This window comes from Micromonospora sp. CNZ295 (genome assembly GCF_004217535.1).
The window spans coordinates 3,152,017-3,175,188 of record NZ_SHKZ01000001.1 but is presented as its reverse complement, the minus strand read 5'-3'; the positions used below and the strand labels follow the sequence as shown (position 1 = coordinate 3,175,188).

Here is a 23,172-nt window from a genome sequence, read left to right as displayed (position 1 = left end):
TGGCCGCGCGGGGAGCGATCTTCCGCAGTAGGTTGAAGCGGTGACTGGTCGCTTCCCCATCGAGGACGTCTCCCCCGTCGTCTCGTGCGGTCGCTACCCGGCCAAGGCCGTCGTCGGTGAGTTGGTCCCGGTGTCGGCCCGCGCCTACCGGGAGGGGCACGACGCGCTGGGCTGCAACGTGGTCTGGCTGGGGCCGGACGGGCAGGCCCGCCCGTTCACCCGGATGCATCCGGGCGAGCCCGGCCAGGACCGCTGGCACGCCACGATCCGGCCGGACGCGGTCGGCGACTGGACCTTCACCGTCGAGGCGTTCGCCGACCCGTACCTGACCTGGCGGAACGCGGTGACCAAGAAGATCGCCGCCGGCCAGGGCCCGGAGGATCTCGCCAACGACCTGGCCGAGGGCGTACGCGTGCTGACCGCCGCCGCCGAGCTGGTGCCCACGCCCGACGGGAAGCGGGTGGCGGCCGCGATCACCGCCCTGCGCGACGGGTCCACGGAGCTGTCGCACCGGGTCGGCCCCGCGCTGGAGCTGGCCGATCTGTTGTGGGAGCACCCGGTCCGGGAGCTGGTCACCACCGGCGACGCGTACCGGCTGTGGGTGGACCGGAAGCGCGCGCTCTTCTCCGCCTGGTACGAGTTCTTCCCCCGCTCCGAGGGGGCGATCCCGGCCACGGTCGACGCGCCGGCCCGCTCCGGCACGTTCGCCACCGCCGCCGAACGGCTGCCGGGCGTCGCCGCGATGGGCTTCGACGTGCTCTACCTGCCGCCCATCCACCCGATCGGCCGGATCAACCGCAAGGGCCGCAACAACACGCTGGTCGCCGGCCCCGACGACGTGGGCTCGCCGTGGGCGATCGGCGCCGCCGAGGGCGGCCACGACGCCATCCACCCCGACCTGGGTACGGCGGAGGACTTCCGCGACTTCGTCGCCGCCGCCGCCGGGCAGGGCCTGGAGGTCGCGATGGACCTGGCGTTGCAGTGCGCGCCGGACCACCCGTGGGTCACCGAGCATCCGGAGTGGTTCACCACCCGCGCCGACGGCTCGATCGCGTACGCGGAGAACCCGCCGAAGAAGTACCAGGACATCTACCCGCTGAACTTCGACAACGACCCGGAGGGCATCCGGGCCGAGGTGCTGCGGGTGGTGCTGCACTGGGTCGGCGAGGGCGTGCGGATCTTCCGGGTCGACAACCCGCACACCAAGCCGGTGGACTTCTGGCACTGGCTGATCGCCGAGGTGAAGAAGGTCGATCCGGACGTGCTCTTCCTGGCCGAGGCGTTCACCCGGCCGGCCATGATGCACGGGCTCGGCAAGATCGGCTTCACCCAGTCGTACACGTACTTCACCTGGCGGACCTCGGCCGCCGAGATGCGCGAGTACTGCGCGGAGCTGGTCGCGGCGGCCGACTACATGCGACCGAACTTCTGGCCGAACACCCCGGACATCCTGCACGAGGCGCTCCAGCACGGCGGCCCGCCGATGTTCAAGATCCGGGCCGTGCTGGCCGCGCTGCTCTCCCCCTCCTGGGGCATCTACGCCGGCTACGAGCTGTTCGAGCACGTCGCCCGCCCCGGCGCGGAGGAGTACCTGGACAACGAGAAGTACGAGCTGCGCCCCCGCGACTGGGCCGGCGCCCAGGCGCAGGGCCGTTCGCTGGCCCCGTTCATCGCCACGCTCAACCGGGTCCGGCGCGACAACCCGGCGCTGCACCAGCTGCGCAACCTGGTCTTCCACGACATCGACAACCCGGCGCTGCTCTGCTGGTCCAAGCGCGACGCGGAAACCGGCAACACGGTGGTCGTCGTCTGCTCCTTCGACTCCCGCACCGTCCAGTGGGGCAACACCACGCTCGACATGCCGGCGCTGGGCTTCGACTGGCACGAGCGGTTCACCGTGCACGACGAGCTGACCGGCGCCAGTTACGACTGGGGGCAGCGCAACGCGGTACGCCTCGACCCGTATCTGCAGCCGGCGCACGTGTTCACTGTCCGCCGTCCGGTCCCGCCCGCGCCGGAGGCGACGGCGACCACCGTGCCCGCCCACCTGACCGTCGAGAGCGTGCCCGACGACCTGTCCGGCGGCACCGCCCCCACGCGTAAGGACGAACCCCGATGGACCAGCTGATCGCCGGTCGCACCCACGACCCGCACGCGGTGCTCGGGGCCCATCCGGCCGACGGGCGCACCAGGATCCGGACGCTGCGCCGCGGCGCCGCCGACGTCGCGGTGCTCGCCGACGGCGAGCGGCACCCGATGAAGCGGGTGCACGACGCGGGCATCTTCGAGGCGGTCGTCCCGGGCGAGGTGCTCGACTACCGGATCGAGGTCGACGGGCAGCCGCACGACGACCCGTACCGCTACCCGCCGACGCTGGGCGAGCTGGACCTGCACCTGATCGGGGAGGGCCGGCACGAGCGGCTGTGGGAGGCGCTCGGCGCCCGGGTCTTCGACGAGGGCGTGGCGTTCAGCGTGTGGGCGCCCAACGCGCGCGGGGTGCGCGTCGTCGGCGACTTCACCGGCTGGGCGCCGGACGACGGCTGGTCGATGCGCTCGCTGGGATCGAGCGGTGTGTGGGAGGTCTTCGTGCCGGGCGTCGGGTCCGGCGCCCGGTACAAGTACCGGGTCCTCGGGCCGGACGGGCACTGGCGGGACAAGGCCGACCCGCTGGCCGCGTACGCGGAGGTGCCGCCGGCCACCGCGTCGGTGGTCCACCGTTCGAGGTACGCGTGGGGCGACGCCGACTGGCTGGCCGCGCGGGCCGGGCGGCATCCGCACCAGGAGCCGATGAGCGTGTACGAGGTGCACCTCGGCTCGTGGCGGCCCGGCCTCGGCTACCGGGAGCTGGCCGAGCAGTTGACCGCGTACGTGACCCAGCTGGGCTTCACGCACGTGGAGTTCCTGCCGGTGATGGAGCATCCGTTCGGCGGCTCGTGGGGCTACCAGGTCACCGGATATTTCGCGCCCACCTCGCGGTTCGGCGACCCGGACGACTTCCGGTACCTGGTCGACACGCTGCACCGGGCCGGGATCGGCGTGATCCTCGACTGGGTGCCGGCGCACTTCCCGCGCGACGAGTGGGCACTGGGCCGCTTCGACGGCACCCCGCTGTACGAGCACCCCGACCCGCGGCGCGGCGAGCACCCCGACTGGGGCACGTACGTCTTCGACTTCGGCCGCCGGGAGGTGCGCAACTTCCTGGTGGCCAACGCGCTCTACTGGTGCGAGGAGTTCCACGTCGACGGGCTGCGCGTCGACGCGGTGGCCTCGATGCTCTACCTGGACTACTCGCGGGGCGAGGGCCAGTGGGTGCCCAACCAGCACGGCGGCCGGGAGAACCTGGAGGCCATCGCGTTCATGCAGGAGGCGAACGCCACGGTCTACCGGCACCATCCCGGCGTGGTGATGATCGCCGAGGAGTCGACCGCCTGGCCGGGCGTCACCCGGTCGACCGACGGCGGCGGGCTCGGTTTCGGCTTCAAGTGGAACATGGGCTGGATGCACGACACCCTGCTCTACACCTCGAAGGACCCGGTCTACCGGCAGCACCACCACCATCAGCTCACGTTCTCGCTGGCGTACGCCTGGAGCGAGAACTACGTGCTGCCGATCAGCCACGACGAGGTGGTGCACGGGAAGGGCTCGCTGGCCGGGAAGATGCCCGGTGACACCTGGCAGCGGCTCGCGAACGTGCGGGCCCTGCTCGCGTACATGTGGGCGCACCCGGGCAAGCAGCTGCTCTTCATGGGCTGCGAACTGGCCGACGACCGGGAGTGGAGCGAGGAGCGCGGCCTCGACTGGTACCTGCTGCACGACCCGGCCCGCGCCGGCGTGCAGCGGCTGGTCGGCGACCTCAACCGCGTCTACCGGGAGACCCCGGCGCTGTGGGCGCAGGACACGGACCCGGCCGGCTTCCGGTGGATCGCCGGCGACGACGTCGCCAACAACACCGTCTCGTTCATCCGCATCGCCCCGGACGGCGGGACCCTGGTCTGCGTGGCGAACTTCTCCGCGCTGCCGCTGGCGGACTACCGGGTCGGCCTGCCGGCCGCCGGCACGTGGACCGAGGTGCTCAACACCGACGCGGGGCACTACGGCGGGACGGGCGTCGGCAACCTCGGGCAGGTACGCGCCGAGGACGTGCCCTGGCACGGGATGCCGGCGTCAGCGGCGCTGCGGGTGCCGCCGCTCGGCGTCCTCTGGCTCCGCCCGGCCTGATCGCTCCAGGCGCGGCGACGAGCGCAGCGCGGCCCTGGCCAGCAGCGCGGCCCTGGTCGGCAGCACGGCTTTCGTCGGCGAGCGCGGCCCTGGTCGGCAGCACGGCTTTCGACGGCGAGCATGGCCCGGCTCTGGTCGGCGGCCCCGCCCGGGCGTGTAGCGCCGGCCGGATGGTCTCCCGTCACAGCTATATGCCTGTCAGGCATAAATATGCCTCACAGGCATATAGCTCTTCCCCGAGTCCTCCTCTCCCAGAGTCACGCTCGGTGCCGTAAGCCCCTCATCCGATCACTCTCCGTCGAACTTTCGGCCGTTCCGGCGGGTCGGGCTGAACCGGCCGGCGTTACGTACCCGTACCGCTGACCGGATGCCGGCCACCCCTGACGGACACAGGCGGAGGGAGCTTCGATGGCCTGGAGGAGACGCACGAGCAGCACGACGACGGTGACACCACGGCAGCGGAAGGTCGCCGGCATCGCCGCGATCGCGGTGACGACCGGGGCCGCCTTCGCGGTGGCGACCGGCGTCGGCCAGGCCGCGGAGAACTGCCAGGGCCTCGACACCGCCCTGCGGAACAACCTCACCTTCATCGCCGGCCAGCGGCAGAACCCGGACGCCAACTCGGCGGCGCGGATCGCGAACCGGCAGGCGGTCGTCGACCTGATCCAGCAGCGCCGCGCGGCGGCCGGCTGCACCGCGCAGGTGGAGGTCGCCGGCGCGGTCTGCCCAGAGGTGCCGTGGGATGTCGCCGTCGCGGCCCGGCTGACCAACGCGTGGGCCGTCACCGAGCGGATGCGCGCCGAGCGGGCCGGCCGGATCGAGGACCCGCGGGCGACCGCCGCCCGGGTGCAGCAGTTGGGCGGGGCCGTCGAGTCGATCGGCGGCATCGTCGACCAGGCGCGCGAGCGGGCCCAGCAGCGGAGGACCGGGAGCGCGGCGGCGGCCGGGACGACAGCGGCTGGCAAGGGTGCGGCCGGGAACGCGGCCGTGGGCGGAAACGCCGCGGCCGGCGGGAACGGCACGGCAGACGGGAACGGCACGGCAGACGGAAACGCCGCGGCCGGCGGAAACGCCGCGGCCGGCGGGAACGCCGCGGCGGGGGGCGGGGCCGAGAAGGCCGCGGCCATCCTGGCCCAGGTCGGCGACCTGATTCAACAGATCGCCCAACTGGTCGAGGCCGCCGGCCAGGCCGACGAGGGCGCGGACACCGGTCAGGACGCGGGAGCCGACGCCGACGCGGGAGCCGGCGAGGAGGCGGGCGACGGCGCGGGAGCCGGCCAGGACGCCGATGCCGGCCAGGACGCCGATGCCGGCGAGGAGGCGGACGCCGGTGACGACGCCGACGCTGGTGCGGACGCGGACGCGGATGCGGGCCAGGACGGGGCGGCCGGCCAGGACGCGGTGGCGGACCAGGTCGCGGCCCAGCTCGCCGAGGTACGGGCGCTGATCCAGGAGATCCGGGCGCTCGTCCAGGAGATCCGGCAGGCCCGCGAAGCCGCCGAGGCCGGCGACAAGCCAGGAGCCGAGGAGGACGCGGGCGCCGACGAAAACGCGGGAGCCGAGGAGGACGCGGGAGCCGAAGAGGACGCCGCTGGCAACGGCAACGCGAACGGCAACGGCAACGGCAACGGCAACGGCAACGGCAACGGCAACGGCAACGCGAACGGCAACGGGCAGGCCGGGGCGGCCGACCCGGTCATGGTCGAGGACCCGAGCCCGGCGGGCTGCCTGACCGACCCGTCGGCCGGGAACGCCGCGGACACCGTCCGGACCGGCCAGGCCGGATAGCGGCATCGACCGGACCGGCCGCGGGGCGCGGGCCGGGCTCGACACTCCGTCGGGTCCCGCCCGCGCCCCGCGGCACGTCCACCGGGCCGCCGCCCCAGCGACCCGCCCGGACAGCGCACCGGCCGGACAGCGCGGCGGGCCGGCTCAGAGCCGGGTGATCCGTACCGCGTCGGCGACGACGTAGCCGGAGCCGCTCGTCCATCGGCTCACCCCGACCACCTGTCGCTCCCCCGCGGTGAGCTGGTAGGTGCCGAGCACCCGCCACTGGCCGCCGCCGGTGCGCTGGTCCACGGTCACGCTGACGGTGCCCTCGCTGGTCGCCACGAGGTAGGGCGTGGCGCTGTTGTAGCCGGCGTCGGCCGGGTACCAGACCTCGACCCGGTAGGTGCCGGTCGCCGGCAACGTGGCGCGGAACCACGCCGGGTCGCTGACCGCCTGCGGGTTCGCGTACCGGTAGTCGGCGCCGTGGCGCTGCGCGGAGTACGACGAGGTGCCCCAGGCGCTGCCGGCGGTGAAGGCACCCGACGCGTTGTCCACGATCACGCTGAAGGTCGAGCCGGTGCCGGTCACCACCCGGACGTTGCTGGCCGGGCTCTCGTGGTGCAGCCGGTCCAGGGCGGTCACCAGGTAGCGGTAGGTCCCGTTCGCCGCCGCGGTGCTGTCGGTGAAGGTCCCGGTGCCGCCCGACGCGCGGACCGCGCCGAGCAGGTACCGGGCGTCGGCCAGGTCGCAGGGGTCGACGGCGCCGTCGCCGGGCAGCCGGTGGACCGCGTACGCGGTGGTGCTGCCGGTGGCGCCGCGCTGCCAGGTCAGCGTCACGCCGCCGCTGCCGCGGACCGCCGAGGTGAGGTTCGGCGCGGCGGGCGCCGCACCGCCCAGCCCGGCGGCGACGGGCACCAGCGCCGGCCGGCTGTAGTGGTCGGCGGCCAGCCGGCTGACCGCGCCGATCCGGTCGGCGCGTACGTCCTTGGCACTGAAGTGGATGTCGCCGGCGACCCGGGGGTACCCGCGGTTGAGGGTGAGGTGATCGCTCAGCTCGGCCGGATCCTGCCAGGCCGCGTCCTGCCCGGACGCGCCCGCCCGGTAGGTGGCCTGCCCGACGAGCAGCTGGACGTCGGTGCCGGTGACGGTCTCGGACCACCAACGGACCAGTTCGCCGTAGTCGGCGGTCGCGAAACCGATGTGCCAGTAGAGCTGGGGCGCGATGTAGTCGATCCACCCCTGCCTGACCCAGCGGCGCGTGTCGGCGTAGATGGCGTCGTACGACTGGAGGCCGGTGGTGCGCGAGCCGAGCGGGTCGGTGCCGGCGTTGCGCCAGATGCCGAACGGGCTGATCCCGAACTTCACCCACGGCTTCGCCGCGCCGATCCGCTCCCCCATCTCCCGCACCAGCAGGTTGACGTTGTTGCGCCGCCAGTCGGCGATGTTGCTGAAGCCCGCACCGTACTGCGCGAAGGTGGCCTGGTCGGGGAACTGCACACCGCTGACCGGGTACGGGTAGAAGTAGTCGTCCCAGTGCACGCCGTCGATGTCGTAGCGCCGGACGGCGTCCATCATGGCGTCCTGCACGAACGCGCGGACGGCGGGGATGCCGGGGTTGTAGTACAGCTTGCCGCCGTAGGCGACGGTCCAGCCCGGATTCTTCCGGGCCGGGTGGCTGGCGGCCAGCGCCGCGAGGTCGGTGTGGTTGGCCACCCGGTACGGGTTGAACCAGGCGTGGAACTCCAGGTTCCGCGCGTGCGCCTCGGCCACCAGGAAGGCCAGCGGGTCGTACCCGGGGTTGCCGCCCTGGGTGCCGGTGAGCCACTGCGACCACGGCTCGTAGGTCGACGGCCAGAACGCGTCGGCGGTGGGGCGGATCTGCACGACGACGGCGTTCATCCGCCGTTGCCGGGCCAGGTCGAGCCAGGACCGGTACTCGGCCTGCTGGGCGGCCGGGGTGAGCCCGGTGCGGCTCGGCCAGTCGATGTTGGCGACGCTGGCCAGCCACATGCCGCGGAACTGCCGCTTCGGGGTCGCCGGGTCGGGCACGCAGGCGGCCTGCGCGGCGGCCGGCACGGCGTCGGAGGGGTCGGGTCGGGACGCGGCGACACTTCCGCCGAGGGCGAGCGCGGTCGCCAGCAGCAGGACCGGGACACATCGACGAAAGTCTCTCAGCATGTAGAAGATATTCAATGTCAGCGGGTGAATGCGCAAGTAATCTTCAGAGATTCCCGCGCGGCGGCAGCGCCGACCGACAGGTCGGGCCGGCGCGCTGGCGCGGATCAGACCAGTCCGGCCTCGCGCAGCAGCGTCCACAGCCCGGCGCCGTCCGGCGCGGACAGCCACTTCTGCCCCACCGGGCCGGTCGACGACGTGTCCACGGCATGGGGCAGGCCGCCGGCGAGCACCGACTGGGTGGGCGACAGCCGCCGGATCGCCACCCCGGCGACGTTCTCCGGGTGCGCGGCCGCGAACTCCCGGTAGATCTCCTGGTCGTGCTGGCCGTCGTCACCGACCAGCAGCCACTCCACCTCCGGGAACTCCTTCGCCAGCCGGGCCAGGGTGGCCCGCTTGTGCTCCCGGCCGCTGCGGAACCAGCGGTCGGCCGTGGGACCCCAGTCAGTGAGCAGCAGCGGCCCGGCCGGGTAGAGATGCCGGGACAGGAAGCGGGTGAGCGTCGGCGCGACGTTCCAGGCGCCGGTGGACAGGTAGAAGACCGGCGCGCCGGGGTGCGCGGTCACCAGCCGCTCGTAGAGCACCGCCATCCCGGGAACCGCCGCGCGGGCGTGCTCGTCGAGGACGAACGTGTTCCAGGCGGCGAGCAGCGGCCGGGGCAGCGCGGTGACCATCACCGTGTCGTCGATGTCGGAGAGGATCCCGAAGCGCACCTGCGGATCGAGGATCCGCACCGGCGCCTCGACCGGCTCCGCCTCCGGCACGCTGATCCGCACCGACCCCCAGCCCGGCGGCAGGTCCGCCGCCACCACCGTGTCGACGAAGCCGCTGCGGTCGGTCCGCGTCTCGTGCCGCACCCCGCCCGACTCGATGGTCACGGTCACGTACTTGGCCGGGAGGGTGGTGAAGCTGCGCCAGCCACGGACCTTCTCCAGCCGCCCCCGCTGCCGGGTGTCCGGACGCCCCAGCAGCACCCGGCACATCACGCGTACCCAACCGGGCCGGCCGTAGCCGGCGTAGGCGACGATGTTCGTCCGCCAGCCGGTCCGCCGCAGCCGGCGTTCGACCAGGTTGTGGACGGCGTCCTCGATCCGCGCGGCCCGGTGCAGTTGGGGTACGGCCAACTGGCCGGCGGGAGTCGGTGGCACGTTGCAACCCTGCCACAGCGGGTCGACTCCGGCCACGCGAGACGACCACGCCACCCGGCCCCGGTCTCCGCCGAACCGGCCCGCCCGACCCGCGCGCCGTGACAGACTCCGGTCGGGACGACGACGGGGGCGTTGGTCGTGTCGCAACCTGTGCCGCACCGCGGGCGGTGGCGCCCGCAGCTGGACCGGCCGGCGCTCGTCGCGCTGGTGCTCGGGCTGGCCGGCGTCGGCTACCGGCTGGTCCTCACGCTGCACACGATCCCCGTGTCGAACAGCGACGAGGCGACGTTCGGGCTCGCCGCGCTGCACATCGCCGACGGCCGGGAATGGCCGGTCTTCCTGTACGGGCAGCGCTACATGGGCATGCTCGAGTCGTACCTCGCCGCGCCCCTGGTCGCGCTCGCCGGGCCGAGCTGGCCGGTGCTGCGGCTGCCGCTGCTGGCCCTGTACGCGATCTTCCTCTGGCTGATCCACCGGCTGACCCGGCGGATCGGCTCGCCCTGGTTCGCCACGCTCGTCGTCGGCCTGCTGGCGCTCGGCTCCGAGCGGGTGGTGCGGGACCAGCTGACCGTCGTGGGCGGGCGCCCCGAGGTCAAGGTCGCGGTGCTGGTGATGCTGCTGGTGGTCGTGGGCCTGGCCCGGGACACGATCCGGCGCCGCCGGCTCGCCGTGGGCCTGTTCGGCCTGCTCGCCGGGGTCGCCGTCTGGTCCGACTGGCTGATCCTGCCGTACGTCGGCGTCGCCACCGTCGCGCTGCTCTGGGCGGCCCGCCGGGACCTGCTCGGCTGGGCGGGCGCGCTGCTGGTGGCCGGGTTCGCGCTCGGGGTGGCCCCGATGATCCGGGACAACCTCGTCGCCCCGCCGGGCGAGGACTCGCTGTCGGTGCTCCGGGAGATCAGCACCAAGGCGGGTACGCCACCGCCGTTGCCGCAACGGGTCTCCGGTGGCGTGCTGGAGGGCGTACCGCTGGCCACCGGACTCTGCCCGGTGGACGGCTGCGCCCGCTGGCAGGAGTGGTTCGGGCTGCTCTACCCCGGGCTGCTGGTGATCGCCGCGGTGGTCGCCGTGGTCGCGTACCGCCGGGCCGCCGACCGGGCCGCGCGGGTCGGCCCGGTCGTGCACCTCGCGCTGGTCGTCGGCGCGGCGCTGACCCTGCTGTCGTACGCGCGCAGCCCGCTCGCCGCCACCGACCCGCTGGGCAACGCCCGCTACCTGGCCGTGCTGCAACTGTCCCTGCCGGCGGTGCTGTGGCCGCTGTGGCGGATGGCGGTGGCCGCCCGACGGGGCGCGTCCGGGCTGGCCGGCCGGCTGGCCGGCGGCGCCGCCGCGGCCGCGCTGGCCGCCCTCGCCGCGACCGCGCTGGCTGTCACGGTGCTGTTCGCGACCGCCGGCAGCGCGGCCTCGCGGACCGAGGAGCGGGCCGCCCGGGAGCTGGCCGACGCGCTGCGGGCGACCGGCCCGCACGCGGTGTACGGGGACTACTGGACCTGCAACCGCCTGGTCTTCAACACCGCCGAGGAGGTGGTGTGCGGGGTGCTCGACGACTGGTTCACCCCGGGGCAGAACCGCTATCCGCCCTACTGGGACCGGGTGGCGGCCGCCGAGCGCCCGGGGTACGTGGTGGAGGCGGGCTCGACGCTGGAGCGGCGGCTGCTCCGGCTGCTCCGGGACCGGGCCGACGCGGCGCCCGTCCTCGACGTCGGCGGGTATCGCGTGTACCACCCGGAGGCACCGGTCCGGCCCTGGCGGTAGCGGGTGGCCGTACGCTGGCGGTCCCGGGTGCCGGGCCGATCGAGGAGTACGCCGATGCTCATCCTGCTGCCGCCGTCCGAGGGGAAGGCCGACGCCGGCACGGGCCGGCGGCTCGACCTGGCCCGGCTGTCGCTGCCGGAGCTGGCCCCGGCCCGCGAGGAGGTGCTGGCGGCGCTGGTCGCGCTCTCCGCCACCGACGCCGAGGAGGCGGCGCTGAGCGCCCTCGGCCTCAGCCCGGGGCAGCGCGGCGAGCTGCGCCGCAACGCCCGGCTGCGGGAGGCGGCGACCGCGCCGGCCGAGCGGCTCTACACCGGCGTGCTGTACGAGGCCCTCGACCTCGCCTCCCTGCCGCCGGCCGCGCTGCGGGCCGCCCGCCGGTCGGTGCTGATCAGCTCCGGGCTCTGGGGCGCGGTGCGCCTCACCGACCGGATCCCGCCGTACCGCTGCCCGATCGGGGCGAAGCTGCCCGGGCCGGGGGCGCTGGCGGCGTACTGGCGGCGGGCCCTGGCGCCCGCGCTGACCGCGGCGGCGGGCGACCGGCCGGTGCTGGACCTGCGCTCCGGCGCGTACGCGGCGACGTGGACCCCGCGTGGCCCGGTGGCGGCCCGGACGGTGACCGTCCGGGTGCTGCACGAACGGGAGGTCGACGGCGTGCCCGTCCGGTCGGTGGTGAGCCACTTCAACAAGGCGACCAAGGGGCGGCTGGTCCGCGACCTGCTGACCGCCGGCGCCCGCCCGCGCACCGCCGACGGGCTCGTCACGGCGTTGCGGGACCTCAAGTACACCGTCGAGGAGCAGCCGGCGCCGACGGGCCGGCCCCGGCAACTCGACGTGGTGGTCACCGAACTGTGACGGCTGGGACGCGCAAGATTTCCTCAAGCCTCGTCCGGATCGGTTCCGCGAGCGGGACGCAGCCGCCACGGTAGGGGAACCCGACGAAGGAGTCCCCAGGTGGAACCGATCCTGCTCGACCGGCCCCGGCCGTCGGTCCCGCCACCGCTGGACTGGCTGACCCTGGCCGACACGTTCGAGGCCGCGTGCCTCCTGCGCTGTGTGACCCCGCCGGCCGGGCCGCGCCGCGTCGCACCCGCCTACCGGCCCGGGATCGTAGAGTTCAACCGGGAGGACGCCGCCCGGCGGATGCGTCAGCTGCTCGAACGGCTCGACATCCCGGTAACGCACGAGCGGGCCGTCGGCGGCCTGCGCCGCCGCTACGAGCTGCACCGGCTGACCGTGCCACCGGCGCGGCGGCTCGCGTACGCCACCGGGCTGGAGGCCGGCTGGCGGCAGGGGCGCCGCGAGTTGCTCGGTGCTCCGGTGCCGGGCGCGTCGACCCCGCGCCGGGTTTGGCGGCCCCGGCTGGCCGCCGCGGCCTGGCGGGCCGCGCTGCTGGCCGGCGGGCGGCACGTGCGCCGGCACATTCTCGGGGTACGCCTCACCGACCGGGAACTGGCGGCGGTCCTCGTCCGGGGTGCCGCCCTGCTGGACGTGCCGGCCCTGCTGCGCCCCGGCACCGGGTGCTTCCTGGTCAGCGTGGCGTACGGCCCGGACCGGGAGCGGATCCTGGACGCCGTCGAGCTGGACCCGCCCCGCGACCCGGACTGAGCCCCCGTGACCGGGGCCGACGCCGGGCTGGGCCACCGGGTGCGGGCTTGCGGTGAGCCACCCGCACGGCGCAGAGTGCAGCCCGTGGACCGAACCCGACGCCGCCGACCCGTCGCGGCCCTGCTGGCGCTGCTCCTGACGGCTGTCCTGCCGGGCCTCGCCGGCTGCCGGGAGAGCGCCGGCCCGCCGGTGACGATCCGGATCGCCACCGGCAGCCCGACCGCCGTCTACCATGCCTTCGGGCAGTCCCTGGCCGCGATCCTCAACCGGGAACTACCGAACGTCCGGGCCAGCGTGGTGGTCACCGCCGCGTCGGCCGAGAACGTGCGGCTGGTCGGCTCCGGCGCGGCCGAACTCGGCTTCACGCAGGCCGACGTCCTGCCCGCGGCCCCGGGCACCGACCCGTCGGTGGCCGCCGTGGCCCGGGTGTACGACGACCTGCTGCACCTCGTCACCACGGCCGCCAGCGGCGTACGGACCCTGGCCGATCTGCGCGGCCGGCGGGTGTCGGTGGGCGCCCCCGGATCCGGCACCGAGATCACCGTCTCCCGCCTGCTCGACGTGGCCCAGCTCGGCGGGGACGGCGTACGGCGGGAGCGGCTCGGCCTGGACGACTCGGTCGCCGCGATGCGCGAGGGCCGCATCGACGCGTTCTTCTTCTCCGGTGGCCTGCCGGTCGGGGCGGTGGCGGCGCTGGCCTCGGAACGGCACGTGCGGATGGTCGACCTGGGCGCGTGGACCGAGCCGCTGCGGGGCCGCCATCCCGGGTTCTACGTGTCCCGGGACATCCCCCGCTCGGTGTACGGGGTGGACCCGGTGACCACGGTGGCCAACCCGAACTTCCTGATCGTCCGCGCCGACCTGCCGCAGCAGCTGGTACGCGACGTGACCCGGCTGCTCATGGAGCGGCGGAAGGAGCTGGCCTCGGCGCACCCGGCGGCCGGCCGGATGAGTCCCCGCTCGGCCATCACCACCACTCCGCTGCCGTTGCACCCCGGCGCGGTCGCCTGGTACCGGGCGACCAAACCGTAGGGACCCCTGCGCGACGCCGCGGTAGGCGCACCAGCCCGGCCTAACCTCCGTCGCCGGGCTCGGCTGCCGCCGGCTCGTCGGCGGGCGCGGGGAACCACAGCTGGGCGGTCAGGCCGCGCGGCGGGTTGGGACGCATGGTGAGCCTCCCGTCGGAGGCGTCGACCAGGACGGCGACGATGGTCAGGCCAAGCCCGGCGCCGTCGACGTTCTGCACCTCGGGTGCCCGCCAGAACCGCTCGGTCGCCTGGTCGAGCTGGCTGGCGGTCATGCCGGGGCCGGTGTCGCGTACCTCCAGGGTGGTCCCGCCGGCGGCGCGCCGGACCTCCACGGTGACCTCGCCGCCGGTGCCGCTGAACTTCACCGCGTTGTCGATGAGCGCGTCGAGCGCCTGGTCGACGGCGGTCGGCACGGTTCGCGCGTACGCCGGGGCGTCGCGGGTGTCGAGGTGCAGCGTGACCGACCGGCGGCGGGCGAGCGGCGTCCAGGCCGCGACCCGGTTGGCGGCGATCGCCGCCGCGTCGACGGTGACCCGCAGGTTGTCCGTCCGCTCGGCCCGGGCCAGGGTGAGCAGGGCGTCCAGGACGAGGGCCAGCCGGTCGGTCTCCTCCAGGGCCAGCTGGTGCTCGGCGCGCCCCGGCGGATCGTGGAGGCTCGGCCCCAGCTCCTCCACCCGCAGCCGCAGCGCGGTCAGAGGGTTGCGGAGCTGGTGACTGGCGTGGGCGACGAACGCGCGCTGCCGGTCCATCACGTCCGAGACGACGTCGGCCATGTGGTTGAAGCTCTCCGCGAGCCGGCGCAGCTCGGGCGGGCCGATCCGGTGCTGCACCCGGGCGCCCCGGTCCCCCTCGGCGATCTCATGGGTGACGGCGTCCAGCTCGGTGACCGGGCGCAGGACCCACCCGGCCAGCCCGAACGCGGTGAGCACGCAGGCCAGCACCGCGAGCAGGCCGGTGCCGGCGAGCAGCAGCCACCAGGTGGTGACGGTCCGCCGGACCCGGTCGACGGGGGTGGTGGTGACCACCGCACCGAGCACCTCACCGCCGTCGTTGATCGGCACCGCCACCACGATCGGCCGGTCCACCCACGGCAGGACCGACTCGGGGCCGCTGGCCTGCTGCCCGGACAGGGCCACGTCGAGGGCGCTCCGGGTGCCCGGGGCGGGCCGCCAGCTCGCCGACGACGTCACGGTCCGCCGGTCCCGGTCGACGACGGCCGCGCCGATTCCGTACAGGTCGTCGTAGCTCTCCAGCTCGCTGTTGATCGAGCCGGTGGTGCCGCCGCGCAGGGCCGGGCCGGCCAGCGACGCGAAGCGGTTGGCGTCGGCGAGCCGGTCGGCGCGGACCCGCTCGGTCTCCCCTCTGGCCAGCGTCGCCGCGAGCGGGGTCTCCAGGGCGAACAGGACCAGCACCATCAGCAGCAGGTAGCTGATCACCAGGCGTCGGCGCACCGCGCGTCACCCGCCGCGCAGCCGGTAGCCGACGCCGCGTACGGTCTCCACCAGCCGGGGATCGCCCAGCTTGCCGCGCAGGGACCCGACGTGCACCTCGACGGTGTGCCGGTCGGCCCAGGTGGTGCCCCACGCGTCGAGCAGGATCCGGTCGCGGGGCACGGCCACCCCCGGCTGCCGGGCCAGGGAGAGCAGCACGTCGAACTCCTTGCGGGTCAGCGCCACCTCCCGACCGTCGACGTGCACGGTGCGGCCCTCGACGTCGACCCGGACCGGGCCCACCTCGATCAGGTTGCGCTCCGGGGCGGCGTGGGCGGCCCGGCGCAGCACCGCCTCGATCCGGGCCTGCAACTCGACCATCGAGAACGGCTTGACCACGTAGTCGTCGGCGCCGAGCCGCAGCCCCAGCACCCGGTCCCGCTCCTCCCCCCGCGCGGTCACCGCGATGATTCCCAGCTGGCTGCTGCGCCGCCGCAGCTCCCGGCACAGGTCGGTGCCGTCGCCGTCGGGCAGGGTGAGGTCCAGCAGCACCAGGTCGCAGGGCGCGGCGGAGAGGGCCGCGGCGACCGTCGCGGCGTGCTCCACCTGGTACCCGCGCCGGGTGAGGGCGGCGGAGAGCGCAGCAGCCACCCGGCGGTCGTCCTCGACCAGCAGGATCCGCACCCCGGCTCCCCCATTTCCTCTGCCGCCGACCACGAATGGTGACAGACGCTCGCGACCAACGGGAGGGCCGGTCGGCCGACAACCAGGTCGTAGGCTGCGGGGGTGATCTACAAGCTGCTCGCCACCACGGAGTGGGACGTGCCGGCCGACGTGCCGGTCGCCGACGCGGTCGCGGCGCTCCTCGGCTGAGCGGATCGATATGCTACGCCGATGACTGACAGCAACGACCGGCCGCCGGTCTTCGTCCACCCCACCGCCGACGTGGAGGCCGGCGCCCAGGTGGGCGACGGCACGAAGGTCTGGCACCTGGCCCACATCCGGTCCACCGCCAAGGTTGGCGCGGGCTGCGTCATCGGCCGCAACGTGTACGTCGACGCCGGGGTGACGGTCGGTGACCTGGTCAAGATCCAGAACAACGTCTCCGTCTACCAGGGCGTGACGATCGAGGACGAGGTCTTCGTCGGGCCGTGCGCGGTCTTCACCAACGACTTCCGGCCGCGCGCCCAGAACCCGGACTGGACGATCACCCCGACGCTGGTCCGCCGGGGCGCGTCGATCGGCGCCAACGCCACCCTGGTCTGCGGGATCGAGATCGGCGAGTACGCCATGATCGCCGCCGGGTCGGTGGTGACGAAGGACGTCAAGCCGTACCAGTTGGTGGTTGGGAACCCGGCGCGCCCGAAGGGCTGGGTCGACGCCAAGGGCGAGGTGATCTCGCGCGACGTCGACAACCCGCCGCCGGGCCTGAGCCAGGGCTGAGCGCGAGACGTGAACGGGCCCCGACCGCCACGGTCGGGGCCCGTCGCGTGGACCGGGGCCGGTCAGCCGCCGATGACGACCCGGCGCACGTCCGCCCAGCGGGCCGGGTCGGTGACCCGCCGACCGTCGACCAGCACGCGCACCGACGGCAGGTCGCTCGCGGCCAGGTTGCGGTACTCGGCGTGGTCGGCCTGGATCACCGCCGCGCTGACCCGCTGCCCCTCGTACGGCGGCAGGCCGTGCGCGACCAGCTCCTCGGCGGTGTACATCGGGTCCGACACGTACGGCTTGGCGCCCCGGGCGCGCAGCGCCTCGACGGTCGGGAAGACGCCGGAGAACGCGGTCTCCTTGACCCCGCCCCGGTAGCTGGCGCCCAGCACCAGCACCTCGACGTCGGTCAGGTCGCCGTACGCGGCGGCGAGCAGGTCGACGGCGTACTGCGGCATCGCGGCGTTCGCCTCGCGGGCCGAGCGGACCACCGTGGCGGCCGGGTCGTTCCACAGGTACATCCGCGGGTAGATCGGGATGCAGTGCCCGCCGACGGCGATGCCCGGGTTGTGGATGTGGCTGTACGGCTGGGTGTTGCACGCCTCGATGACCTTGAGGACGTCCACACCGACGCTGTCGGCGAACCGGGCGAACTGGTTGGCGAGGCCGATGTTGACGTCCCGGTACGTGGTCTCGGCGAGCTTGGCCAGCTCGGACGCCTCGGCGGAGCCCAGGTCCCAGACGCCGTTGGGCTTGCCCAGGTCCGGGCGCTCGTCGAAGTCCAGCACCGCCTGGTAGAACTCCACGCCGTGCGCGGCGGAGGCCTCGTCGATGCCGCCGACGAGCTTCGGGTAGCGGCGCAGGTCGGCGAAGACCCGGCCGGTGAGCACCCGCTCCGGGCTGAAGACCAGGTGGAAGTCGGTGCCGGCGGTCAGGCCGGAGCCCTCCGCCAGCATCGGCGCCCAGCGGTTGCGGGTGGTGCCGACCGGCAGGGTGGTCTCGTAGCTGACCAGCGTGCCCGGCTTGAGCCCGCGGGCGATCGCCCGGGTCGCGTCGTCCATCCAGCCGAAGTCCGGCACGCCCTCGGCGTCGACGAACAGCGGGACCACGACCACGACGGCCTCGGACTCGGCGACCGCGGCGGCGGTGTCGGTGGTGGCCGACAGCAGACCGGCGGCGACGACCTCCTTGAGCTTGACGTCCAGGTCGGTCTCGCCGGGGAACGGCACCGCGCCGTCGTTGACGAGGTTGACGACCCGCTCGGACACGTCGGCACCGATCACCCGGTGCCCCTTCGTCGCGAACTGGACGGCCAGCGGCAGCCCGATCTTCCCGAGGGCTACGACGCAGATGTTCATGACTACTACTTTCCTCCTAGTGGAAGCCTGCGCCGCAGGCGGGCCATCAACCGGCGCGGCGTGACAGGTGCTACGGCGATGACGAGCTGGCCCTTGTGGTTGGTGGTGGTGGTCAGGACGTGCAGCCGGGCGCCCCGGCGCAGCACGGCCCGCTGGGGCACCGGTCGCCGGGCCCCGCGCAGCGCAGCCACGCCGACGGTGCCGAACGCGTCCACCTGCGCCTGGATGGTGCGGAGCTCACCACCCGGGCCGGCGCCGGCCAGCAACCGGTCCAACGGTATCCGGGCCCGTACGGTCGTGCCCGTGGCGTCCGGTACCACCGAGACGGTCTGGCCGGTGACGTCGCCGGCGGCGAGCCGGACGTCGGACGCCAGCTCCGCCAGGTCCGGGCGGGGACTGCGGGCGGTCACCAGCAGCGACCGGGCCCCGTCGAAGGCCGCCGAGACGGTGTCCAGCCGGGCCACCCAGTCGGCGGCGGTGTCGGTGATCTCGTACCAGACGTCCGGGACCCGCAGCTGCGGGTCCCGGAAGCCGGGGTAGCCGGCGTACCAGCGGTCGCCGTCGACCACGGCCGGCGGGATGCCCAACTCGGCGTCCTGCCGGATCACCGCGAGCAGCTGGTCGGTGTCGCCGTACCGGGCGGCCGCGAGCCGCACCCGCGCCTCGACCGGCAGGCGCTCGCGGATGCGGTCGGTCAGGTGCGCCTCGGCGAGGGCCCGCACCCCGGCCACCACCCGGTCCTGCACGTCGCGCTCCAGCTGGAGGAAGTCGTTCTCCAGCAGCTTGGCGACCTCCCACGTGAAGTGGCGCAGCAGCACCGCGTCCCGCTTCGGGCCGGCCTCGATCAGCCCGGCCACGAACGTGACCAGCTCCTCGGCGCAGCGCAGCCGCTCCAGGTGCCGGCTCTTGTAGGTGATGTTGCGGGCGTTGAGCCGGCGCACCGCGTAGTAGTAGTCGTAGTCGGCGAGCACCGACACCCGGCGGGCGCGGACGCACGCCTCGATCGTGAACGGCTGGTCGCTGCCGACCGGCATGTCCTCCGGGTAGCGCAGCCCGTACCGGTCGATCAGCTCGCGCCGGAACAGCTTGGTGTTCGACAGCGACCACGGCAGGGCCGAGTCGAACAGGTCGATGTCGGCCCTGGTCTCGGCGTAGACGGCCGGGTGGATGTAGCGGCTGTTCACCCCGACCAGGCGCCCCAGCAGCACGTCGGAGTCCCACCGGTCGGCGGCGGCGACCAGCCGCTCCAGCGCCTCCGGCCCCAGGTAGTCGTCCGAGCCGATGAAGAAGACGTAGCGGCCGGTGGCCAGCTCCAGCCCGCGGTTGCTCGGCGCCGCCGGGCCGCCCGAGTTGGGCTGGTGCACCACCTTCACCGTGCCCGGGTACAGCCGGGCGAACCGGTCCAGCTCACGGCCGCTGCCGTCGGTGGATCCGTCGTCGACGGCGACGACCTCCAGCCGGTCCCGTCCGATGGTCTGCTCGACCAGGGAGGTCAGGCACCGGGTCAGGTACGGCATCGTGTTGTAGACCGCGGTGACGACCGTGACGTCGGGCGCGGTCACGTGCCGACCGCGAGCGCGGGCCGCGGGTCACCCGGAGCGGGATCGCCGGCCCGGCCCGGCCCGGACGGGTTGCCCGGCAGCAGCCGGCGGTAGACGGCGTCGAGGACCTGCGCCTGGGCCTCCCACGTCCAGCTCTCCAGCAGGCCGGGGCGGTCGTACGCGGCCCGGTAGCGGGCCGGGTCGGCGAGCACCGCCCGCACCGCCCGGACGTAGTCGTCGACGTCCTTGGCCCGGAACACCTCGCCCTGACCCGTGGTCCGCACCATCTCGGCCATCGTCTTCACGTCGCTGACCACGATCGGCAGCCGGGCGTGCGAGTACTCGAAGAACTTGTTGCTCAACGCGATCTCGTGGTTCGGCAGGTGGATCAACGGGCTCACCGCGGCGTCGGCGGCCGACAGGAACCGCGCCACCTGGTCGTGCGGCACGTACGGCAGCAGGTGCACCCGGTCGGCGACACCGAGTTCCCGGGCCCGGGCCAGCAGCCCGTCGATGGCGGGCGTGGACGACTTCCCCGGCGGCAGGGAGACCAGGGCCACGTGCACCCCGGGAAGCTGCGGCAGCCCGTCGATCACCACGTCCACGCCGCGCACCGGTGCGATGCCGCCGGAGTAGGCCAGCAGCGGGGTGCCCGCGTCGATCCCGCAGCGCGCCCGCAGGTCGGGAACCTCACCGGCATCGCCCTGGGCCGCGTCCGCGACGCTGGGGGCGTTCATCACCACCGCGGGACGCTCGGTCAACCCGTGGTCCCGCACCAGCAGGTCGGCCAACGCCTCCGACACGGTCACCACCGCGTCCGCGACCGGCGCGTACTCCCGCTCGTGCGCCACGTTGGCCGGCAGCCAGCGCGCGTTGTCGATCCGGGGCCGCAGGCCCGGCAGGTACTCGTGGGCGTCCCACACGACCTTGACGTCGTGGCCGCGCGCGGCGGCGCGGAGCTTGGCGCGGGCGGCGACGCCGAGCATCCGGAAGTCGTTGGCGTGGATCAGGTCCGGCCGCAGCTCGTCGAGCACCGGGCCGAACGCGAGCTCCCAGTCCCACAGGCTGGGCTCCAGCTTCCGCCAGGCGCCGCCACCCTTGACCGCCTGCCAGAACAGTGTGTACGCCCGGTCCCAGGGGTTGCGCAGCCGACGCCGGCGGCGCGCCTGGGTGAGCATCCAGTAGCGTCCCGACACCCACTTCGCGGCCACCCGGGCGGCCAGCTCCTCGGCGCGCAGCGCCCGACGGCGCAGGGCGAGCCGGGGCGTCGCCGGGTCGGCCACGGCGAGTTGCGCGGCGCGGACCGCGATGTCCGCCCGCCACGCCTTGACGCTCTGCTGCCGGTGCGCGGCGATACCGCTCGGCGGGTAGGCCAGCGGCCAGCGCAGCCAGGCCCGGCGGAACTCGTGCCGCCGGCGGTGCAGCGGGTCCGGTACGGGGATCAGGCGCACCTCGGCCCCGCCGAGCCGCCAGGTCTGCGGCGGCCCACCCGGCGAGCGGCCCAGCAGGATGACCTCCCAGCCGGCCTCCGCCGCCGACCGGGCCGCCTTCTGCACCCGCGAGTCGCCGTGCACGCCGTTGTCGACCAGCATGACGACCCGACGACCAGCCTCCGGCGCCACGACAGCACCATCGCCCTTCATTCTCCGCCCCTCCGCTACACCGGCCCACTGGGACGAGAACCAGCGAACCTACGGCAACCGCACCGCCAATTCTGCACCGGCGGGAACCTACGCCCTCCGCGACCGGGCGATCAGGCGCTGACCTCCAGCATCCGGGCCTCGTCGTCGCTCGGCAGGGCGGGCGCCTTGCCCGGGACCAGCCGGCGGTAGACCTGGTCGAGCACCTTCGCCTGCGTCTCCCAGGTCCACTCGTCGAGCAGCCCCGGCTGGTCGTAGGCCGCCCGGTAGCGGGCCGGGTCGGCGAGCACCGCCCGCACCGCCCGGACGTAGTCGTCGACGTCCTTGGCCCGGAACACCTCGCCCTGACCCGTGGTCCGCACCATCTCGGCCATCGTCTTCACGTCGCTGACCACGATCGGCAGCCGGGCGTGCGAGTACTCGAAGAACTTGTTGCTCAACGCGATCTCGTGGTTGGGCAGGTGGTGCAGCGGGCTGACCGCGGCGTCGGCGGCCGACAGGAACCGCGCGACCTGGTCGTGCGCGACGTACGGCAGGACGTGCACCCGGTCGGCGACGCCCAGCTTGCCGGCCCGGGCCAGCAGCTCGTCGATGTACGGCGTGGTGGGGCGTCCCGGCGGCACCGACACCAGGGCGATGTGCACACCCGGGAGCTGGGGCAGCCCGTCGACCATGACGTCCACCCCCCGGACCGGGGCGATCCCGCCCGAGTAGACGAGCAGCGGGGTGTCCGCGTCGATCCCGCACCGCGCCCGCAGGTCCAGGGCCGCACCGCTCGGGTCGACCGGGCCGGTGCCGCTGACGCTGGGGGCGTTCATCACCACGGCGGGACGCTCGGTCAACCCGTGCTCCCGTACCAGCAGGTCGGCCAGCGCCTCGGAGACGGTGACCACCGCGTCCGCGACCGGCGCGTACTCCCGCTCGTGGGCGCACTGCGCCCGCAGCCACGTCCCCTTGGCCAGTGCCGGGTTGAGGCCGGGGAGGAACTCGTGGGCGTCCCAGACGAGCTTGACGTCCCGGCCGGCGGCTCGTGCCCGGATCGTGGCACGCGCGCCCACCCCGAGCATCTTGTAGTCGTTCGCGTGGATCAGGTCGGGGCGCAGCTGGTCGATGACCGGGCCGTAGGCCAGCTCGTAGTCCCACAGTCCCGGCTCCAGCCGGCGCCACGCCCCGTCGCCCTTGACCGTCTCCCAGAACCACGTCGACGCGCGGGACACCGGGCCGCTGCTCCTGCGCCGGGCCTTCTGCCCCTGCGTCAGCTGCCAGTGGCGGAACGAGACCCACTTCTGGGCGACGCGGGCCGCGGCGCGTTCGGCGCGCAGCATCTGCTGCTGCAGGCGGAGGCGCTGGTCGTCCCGGCCGGCCGCGGCGGCCAGCCGGAGTTCGTCCTCACGGACGCGCAGATCCGCCCGCCAGGCCGACATCTGCTGCTGCCGGTAGGGTGCGACGCCGTTCGGGGGGTAGGCCAGCGGGCCGCGCTGCCACACCCGCCGCAGCTCCCGCCGGTGCTTCGCCATGGGCGCCACCATCGGCACCAGCCGCACCTCGGCCTGACCGAGCTGCCAGGTTTCCGGCTGGCCGGCGCGACCACGACCGAGCAGGATGACCTCCCAGCCCGCCTCCGCCGCCGAGAATGCCGCCTTCTGTACCCGAGAGTCGCCCTTGACCGCGTTGTCCACCAGCATCACCACCCGGCCCCGTCCGCCGCGTGAACCGACAGCGTCGCCCAAGCTCATGTGGTCGTACTTCCTCTCGTTCAGGCACTCTTGCCGGAAACCCCGGCGAGTGTACGGCAATGTGGTGAATGGCCGGGAAGACGCGTCGGGCCGTGATGTGGGAGCGCGCGGGCGGCTGGGCACTGGCCGCACACCGGTTGAGCCAATGTAGCCCGCGCCCGAAGGAATCGACCGCCACCCCTCCGGATACCCGCCAGAACCCACCGGAGTCACCACCGGAGGCGAGGCGAGGTGACGTATCGTGTGTTCCGCCGAGCCTCGGGCGGGCCCGATGATCTTCGCCGTCGGCCTTCTCCAACCGCCCATACATGCGAATGCCACTCGTTGAGCGTCCGAAAGT

General features: G+C 74.0%; 16 protein-coding genes. 8 read left to right on the top strand and 8 right to left on the bottom strand.

What is annotated here, in order from left to right:
- Positions 1-40: 40 nt before the first annotated feature.
- The 3 genes from EV376_RS14980 to EV376_RS30490 all read left to right on the top strand — a co-directional run bounded on the left by EV376_RS14980 (position 41) and on the right by EV376_RS30490 (position 6,006).
- On the top strand, positions 41-2,128 hold the full coding sequence (locus EV376_RS14980; RefSeq protein WP_130323726.1) for an alpha-1,4-glucan--maltose-1-phosphate maltosyltransferase: 2,088 nt from the start codon (positions 41-43) through the stop codon (positions 2,126-2,128).
- Entirely contained in the window at positions 2,116-4,218 is a 2,103-nt protein-coding gene (glgB, locus tag EV376_RS14975; protein WP_130323724.1) for a 1,4-alpha-glucan branching protein GlgB, read from the top strand. Before EV376_RS14980 ends, glgB begins: the two co-directional genes overlap by 13 nt.
- Before the next feature lie 408 nt (positions 4,219-4,626).
- Positions 4,627-6,006 carry a hypothetical protein gene (locus tag EV376_RS30490; RefSeq protein ID WP_207228160.1) on the top strand — a complete coding sequence of 460 codons (1,380 nt, stop codon included), beginning with the start codon at positions 4,627-4,629 and terminating at the stop codon, positions 6,004-6,006.
- Positions 6,007-6,150: 144 nt separating this feature from the next.
- Here EV376_RS30490 and EV376_RS14965 read toward each other — a convergent pair whose 3' ends face one another.
- Positions 6,151-8,166 carry a family 10 glycosylhydrolase gene (locus EV376_RS14965; RefSeq protein WP_165438010.1) on the bottom strand — a complete coding sequence of 672 codons (2,016 nt, stop codon included), beginning with the start codon at positions 8,164-8,166 and terminating at the stop codon, positions 6,151-6,153.
- 104 nt (positions 8,167-8,270) lie between these two features.
- A complete protein-coding gene (locus EV376_RS14960; protein WP_130323722.1) occupies positions 8,271-9,311 on the bottom strand; it encodes a phosphatase domain-containing protein in 1,041 nt (346 codons plus the stop codon).
- Between the two features lie 138 nt (positions 9,312-9,449).
- Here EV376_RS14960 and EV376_RS14955 point away from each other — a divergent pair, with 138 nt between their 5' ends.
- The 4 genes from EV376_RS14955 to EV376_RS14940 all read left to right on the top strand — a co-directional run bounded on the left by EV376_RS14955 (position 9,450) and on the right by EV376_RS14940 (position 13,700).
- Complete coding sequence (locus EV376_RS14955; protein WP_130323720.1) at positions 9,450-11,063, top strand: hypothetical protein; 1,614 nt, start codon at positions 9,450-9,452, stop codon at positions 11,061-11,063.
- Positions 11,064-11,117: 54 nt separating this feature from the next.
- Positions 11,118-11,915, top strand: a complete 798-nt coding sequence (gene yaaA, locus EV376_RS14950) for a peroxide stress protein YaaA (RefSeq protein ID WP_130323718.1) — start codon at positions 11,118-11,120, stop codon at positions 11,913-11,915.
- Positions 11,916-12,014: 99 nt separating this feature from the next.
- Entirely contained in the window at positions 12,015-12,668 is a 654-nt protein-coding gene (locus EV376_RS14945) for a hypothetical protein (RefSeq protein ID WP_130323716.1), read from the top strand.
- Between the two features lie 75 nt (positions 12,669-12,743).
- The gene (locus EV376_RS14940) at positions 12,744-13,700 is read left to right on the top strand and encodes a TAXI family TRAP transporter solute-binding subunit (protein WP_486482643.1); all 957 of its coding nucleotides are present in this window, start codon (positions 12,744-12,746) and stop codon (positions 13,698-13,700) included.
- A gap of 40 nt (positions 13,701-13,740) precedes the next feature.
- Here the strand turns inward: EV376_RS14940 and EV376_RS14935 are convergent, their stop codons facing one another.
- On the bottom strand, positions 13,741-15,147 hold the full coding sequence (locus tag EV376_RS14935; RefSeq protein WP_130323714.1) for a sensor histidine kinase: 1,407 nt from the start codon (positions 15,145-15,147) through the stop codon (positions 13,741-13,743).
- Positions 15,148-15,153: 6 nt separating this feature from the next.
- Positions 15,154-15,810, bottom strand: coding sequence for a response regulator transcription factor (locus tag EV376_RS14930; protein ID WP_130323712.1), 657 nt, complete (start codon positions 15,808-15,810; stop codon positions 15,154-15,156).
- Between the two features lie 210 nt (positions 15,811-16,020).
- On the opposite strand from EV376_RS14930, the gene EV376_RS14925 reads away from it, so the two are divergent.
- A complete protein-coding gene (locus EV376_RS14925) occupies positions 16,021-16,569 on the top strand; it encodes an acyltransferase (RefSeq protein ID WP_130323710.1) in 549 nt (182 codons plus the stop codon).
- A gap of 62 nt (positions 16,570-16,631) precedes the next feature.
- Here EV376_RS14925 and EV376_RS14920 read toward each other — a convergent pair whose 3' ends face one another.
- From EV376_RS14920 to EV376_RS14905, 4 genes are all read right to left on the bottom strand, one after another.
- On the bottom strand, positions 16,632-17,915 hold the full coding sequence (locus EV376_RS14920) for a nucleotide sugar dehydrogenase (RefSeq protein ID WP_130323708.1): 1,284 nt from the start codon (positions 17,913-17,915) through the stop codon (positions 16,632-16,634).
- A 5-nt stretch (positions 17,916-17,920) separates the two neighbouring features.
- Positions 17,921-19,477 carry a glycosyltransferase family 2 protein gene (locus EV376_RS14915; protein ID WP_130323706.1) on the bottom strand — a complete coding sequence of 519 codons (1,557 nt, stop codon included), beginning with the start codon at positions 19,475-19,477 and terminating at the stop codon, positions 17,921-17,923.
- Positions 19,474-21,099: a glycosyltransferase family 4 protein gene (locus EV376_RS14910; protein WP_486482642.1), complete on the bottom strand. Its 1,626-nt coding sequence runs from the start codon at positions 21,097-21,099 to the stop codon at positions 19,474-19,476. Before EV376_RS14910 ends, EV376_RS14915 begins: the two co-directional genes overlap by 4 nt.
- Before the next feature lie 110 nt (positions 21,100-21,209).
- Entirely contained in the window at positions 21,210-22,832 is a 1,623-nt protein-coding gene (locus EV376_RS14905) for a glycosyltransferase family 4 protein (protein ID WP_486482641.1), read from the bottom strand.
- Positions 22,833-23,172 lie beyond the last annotated feature (340 nt).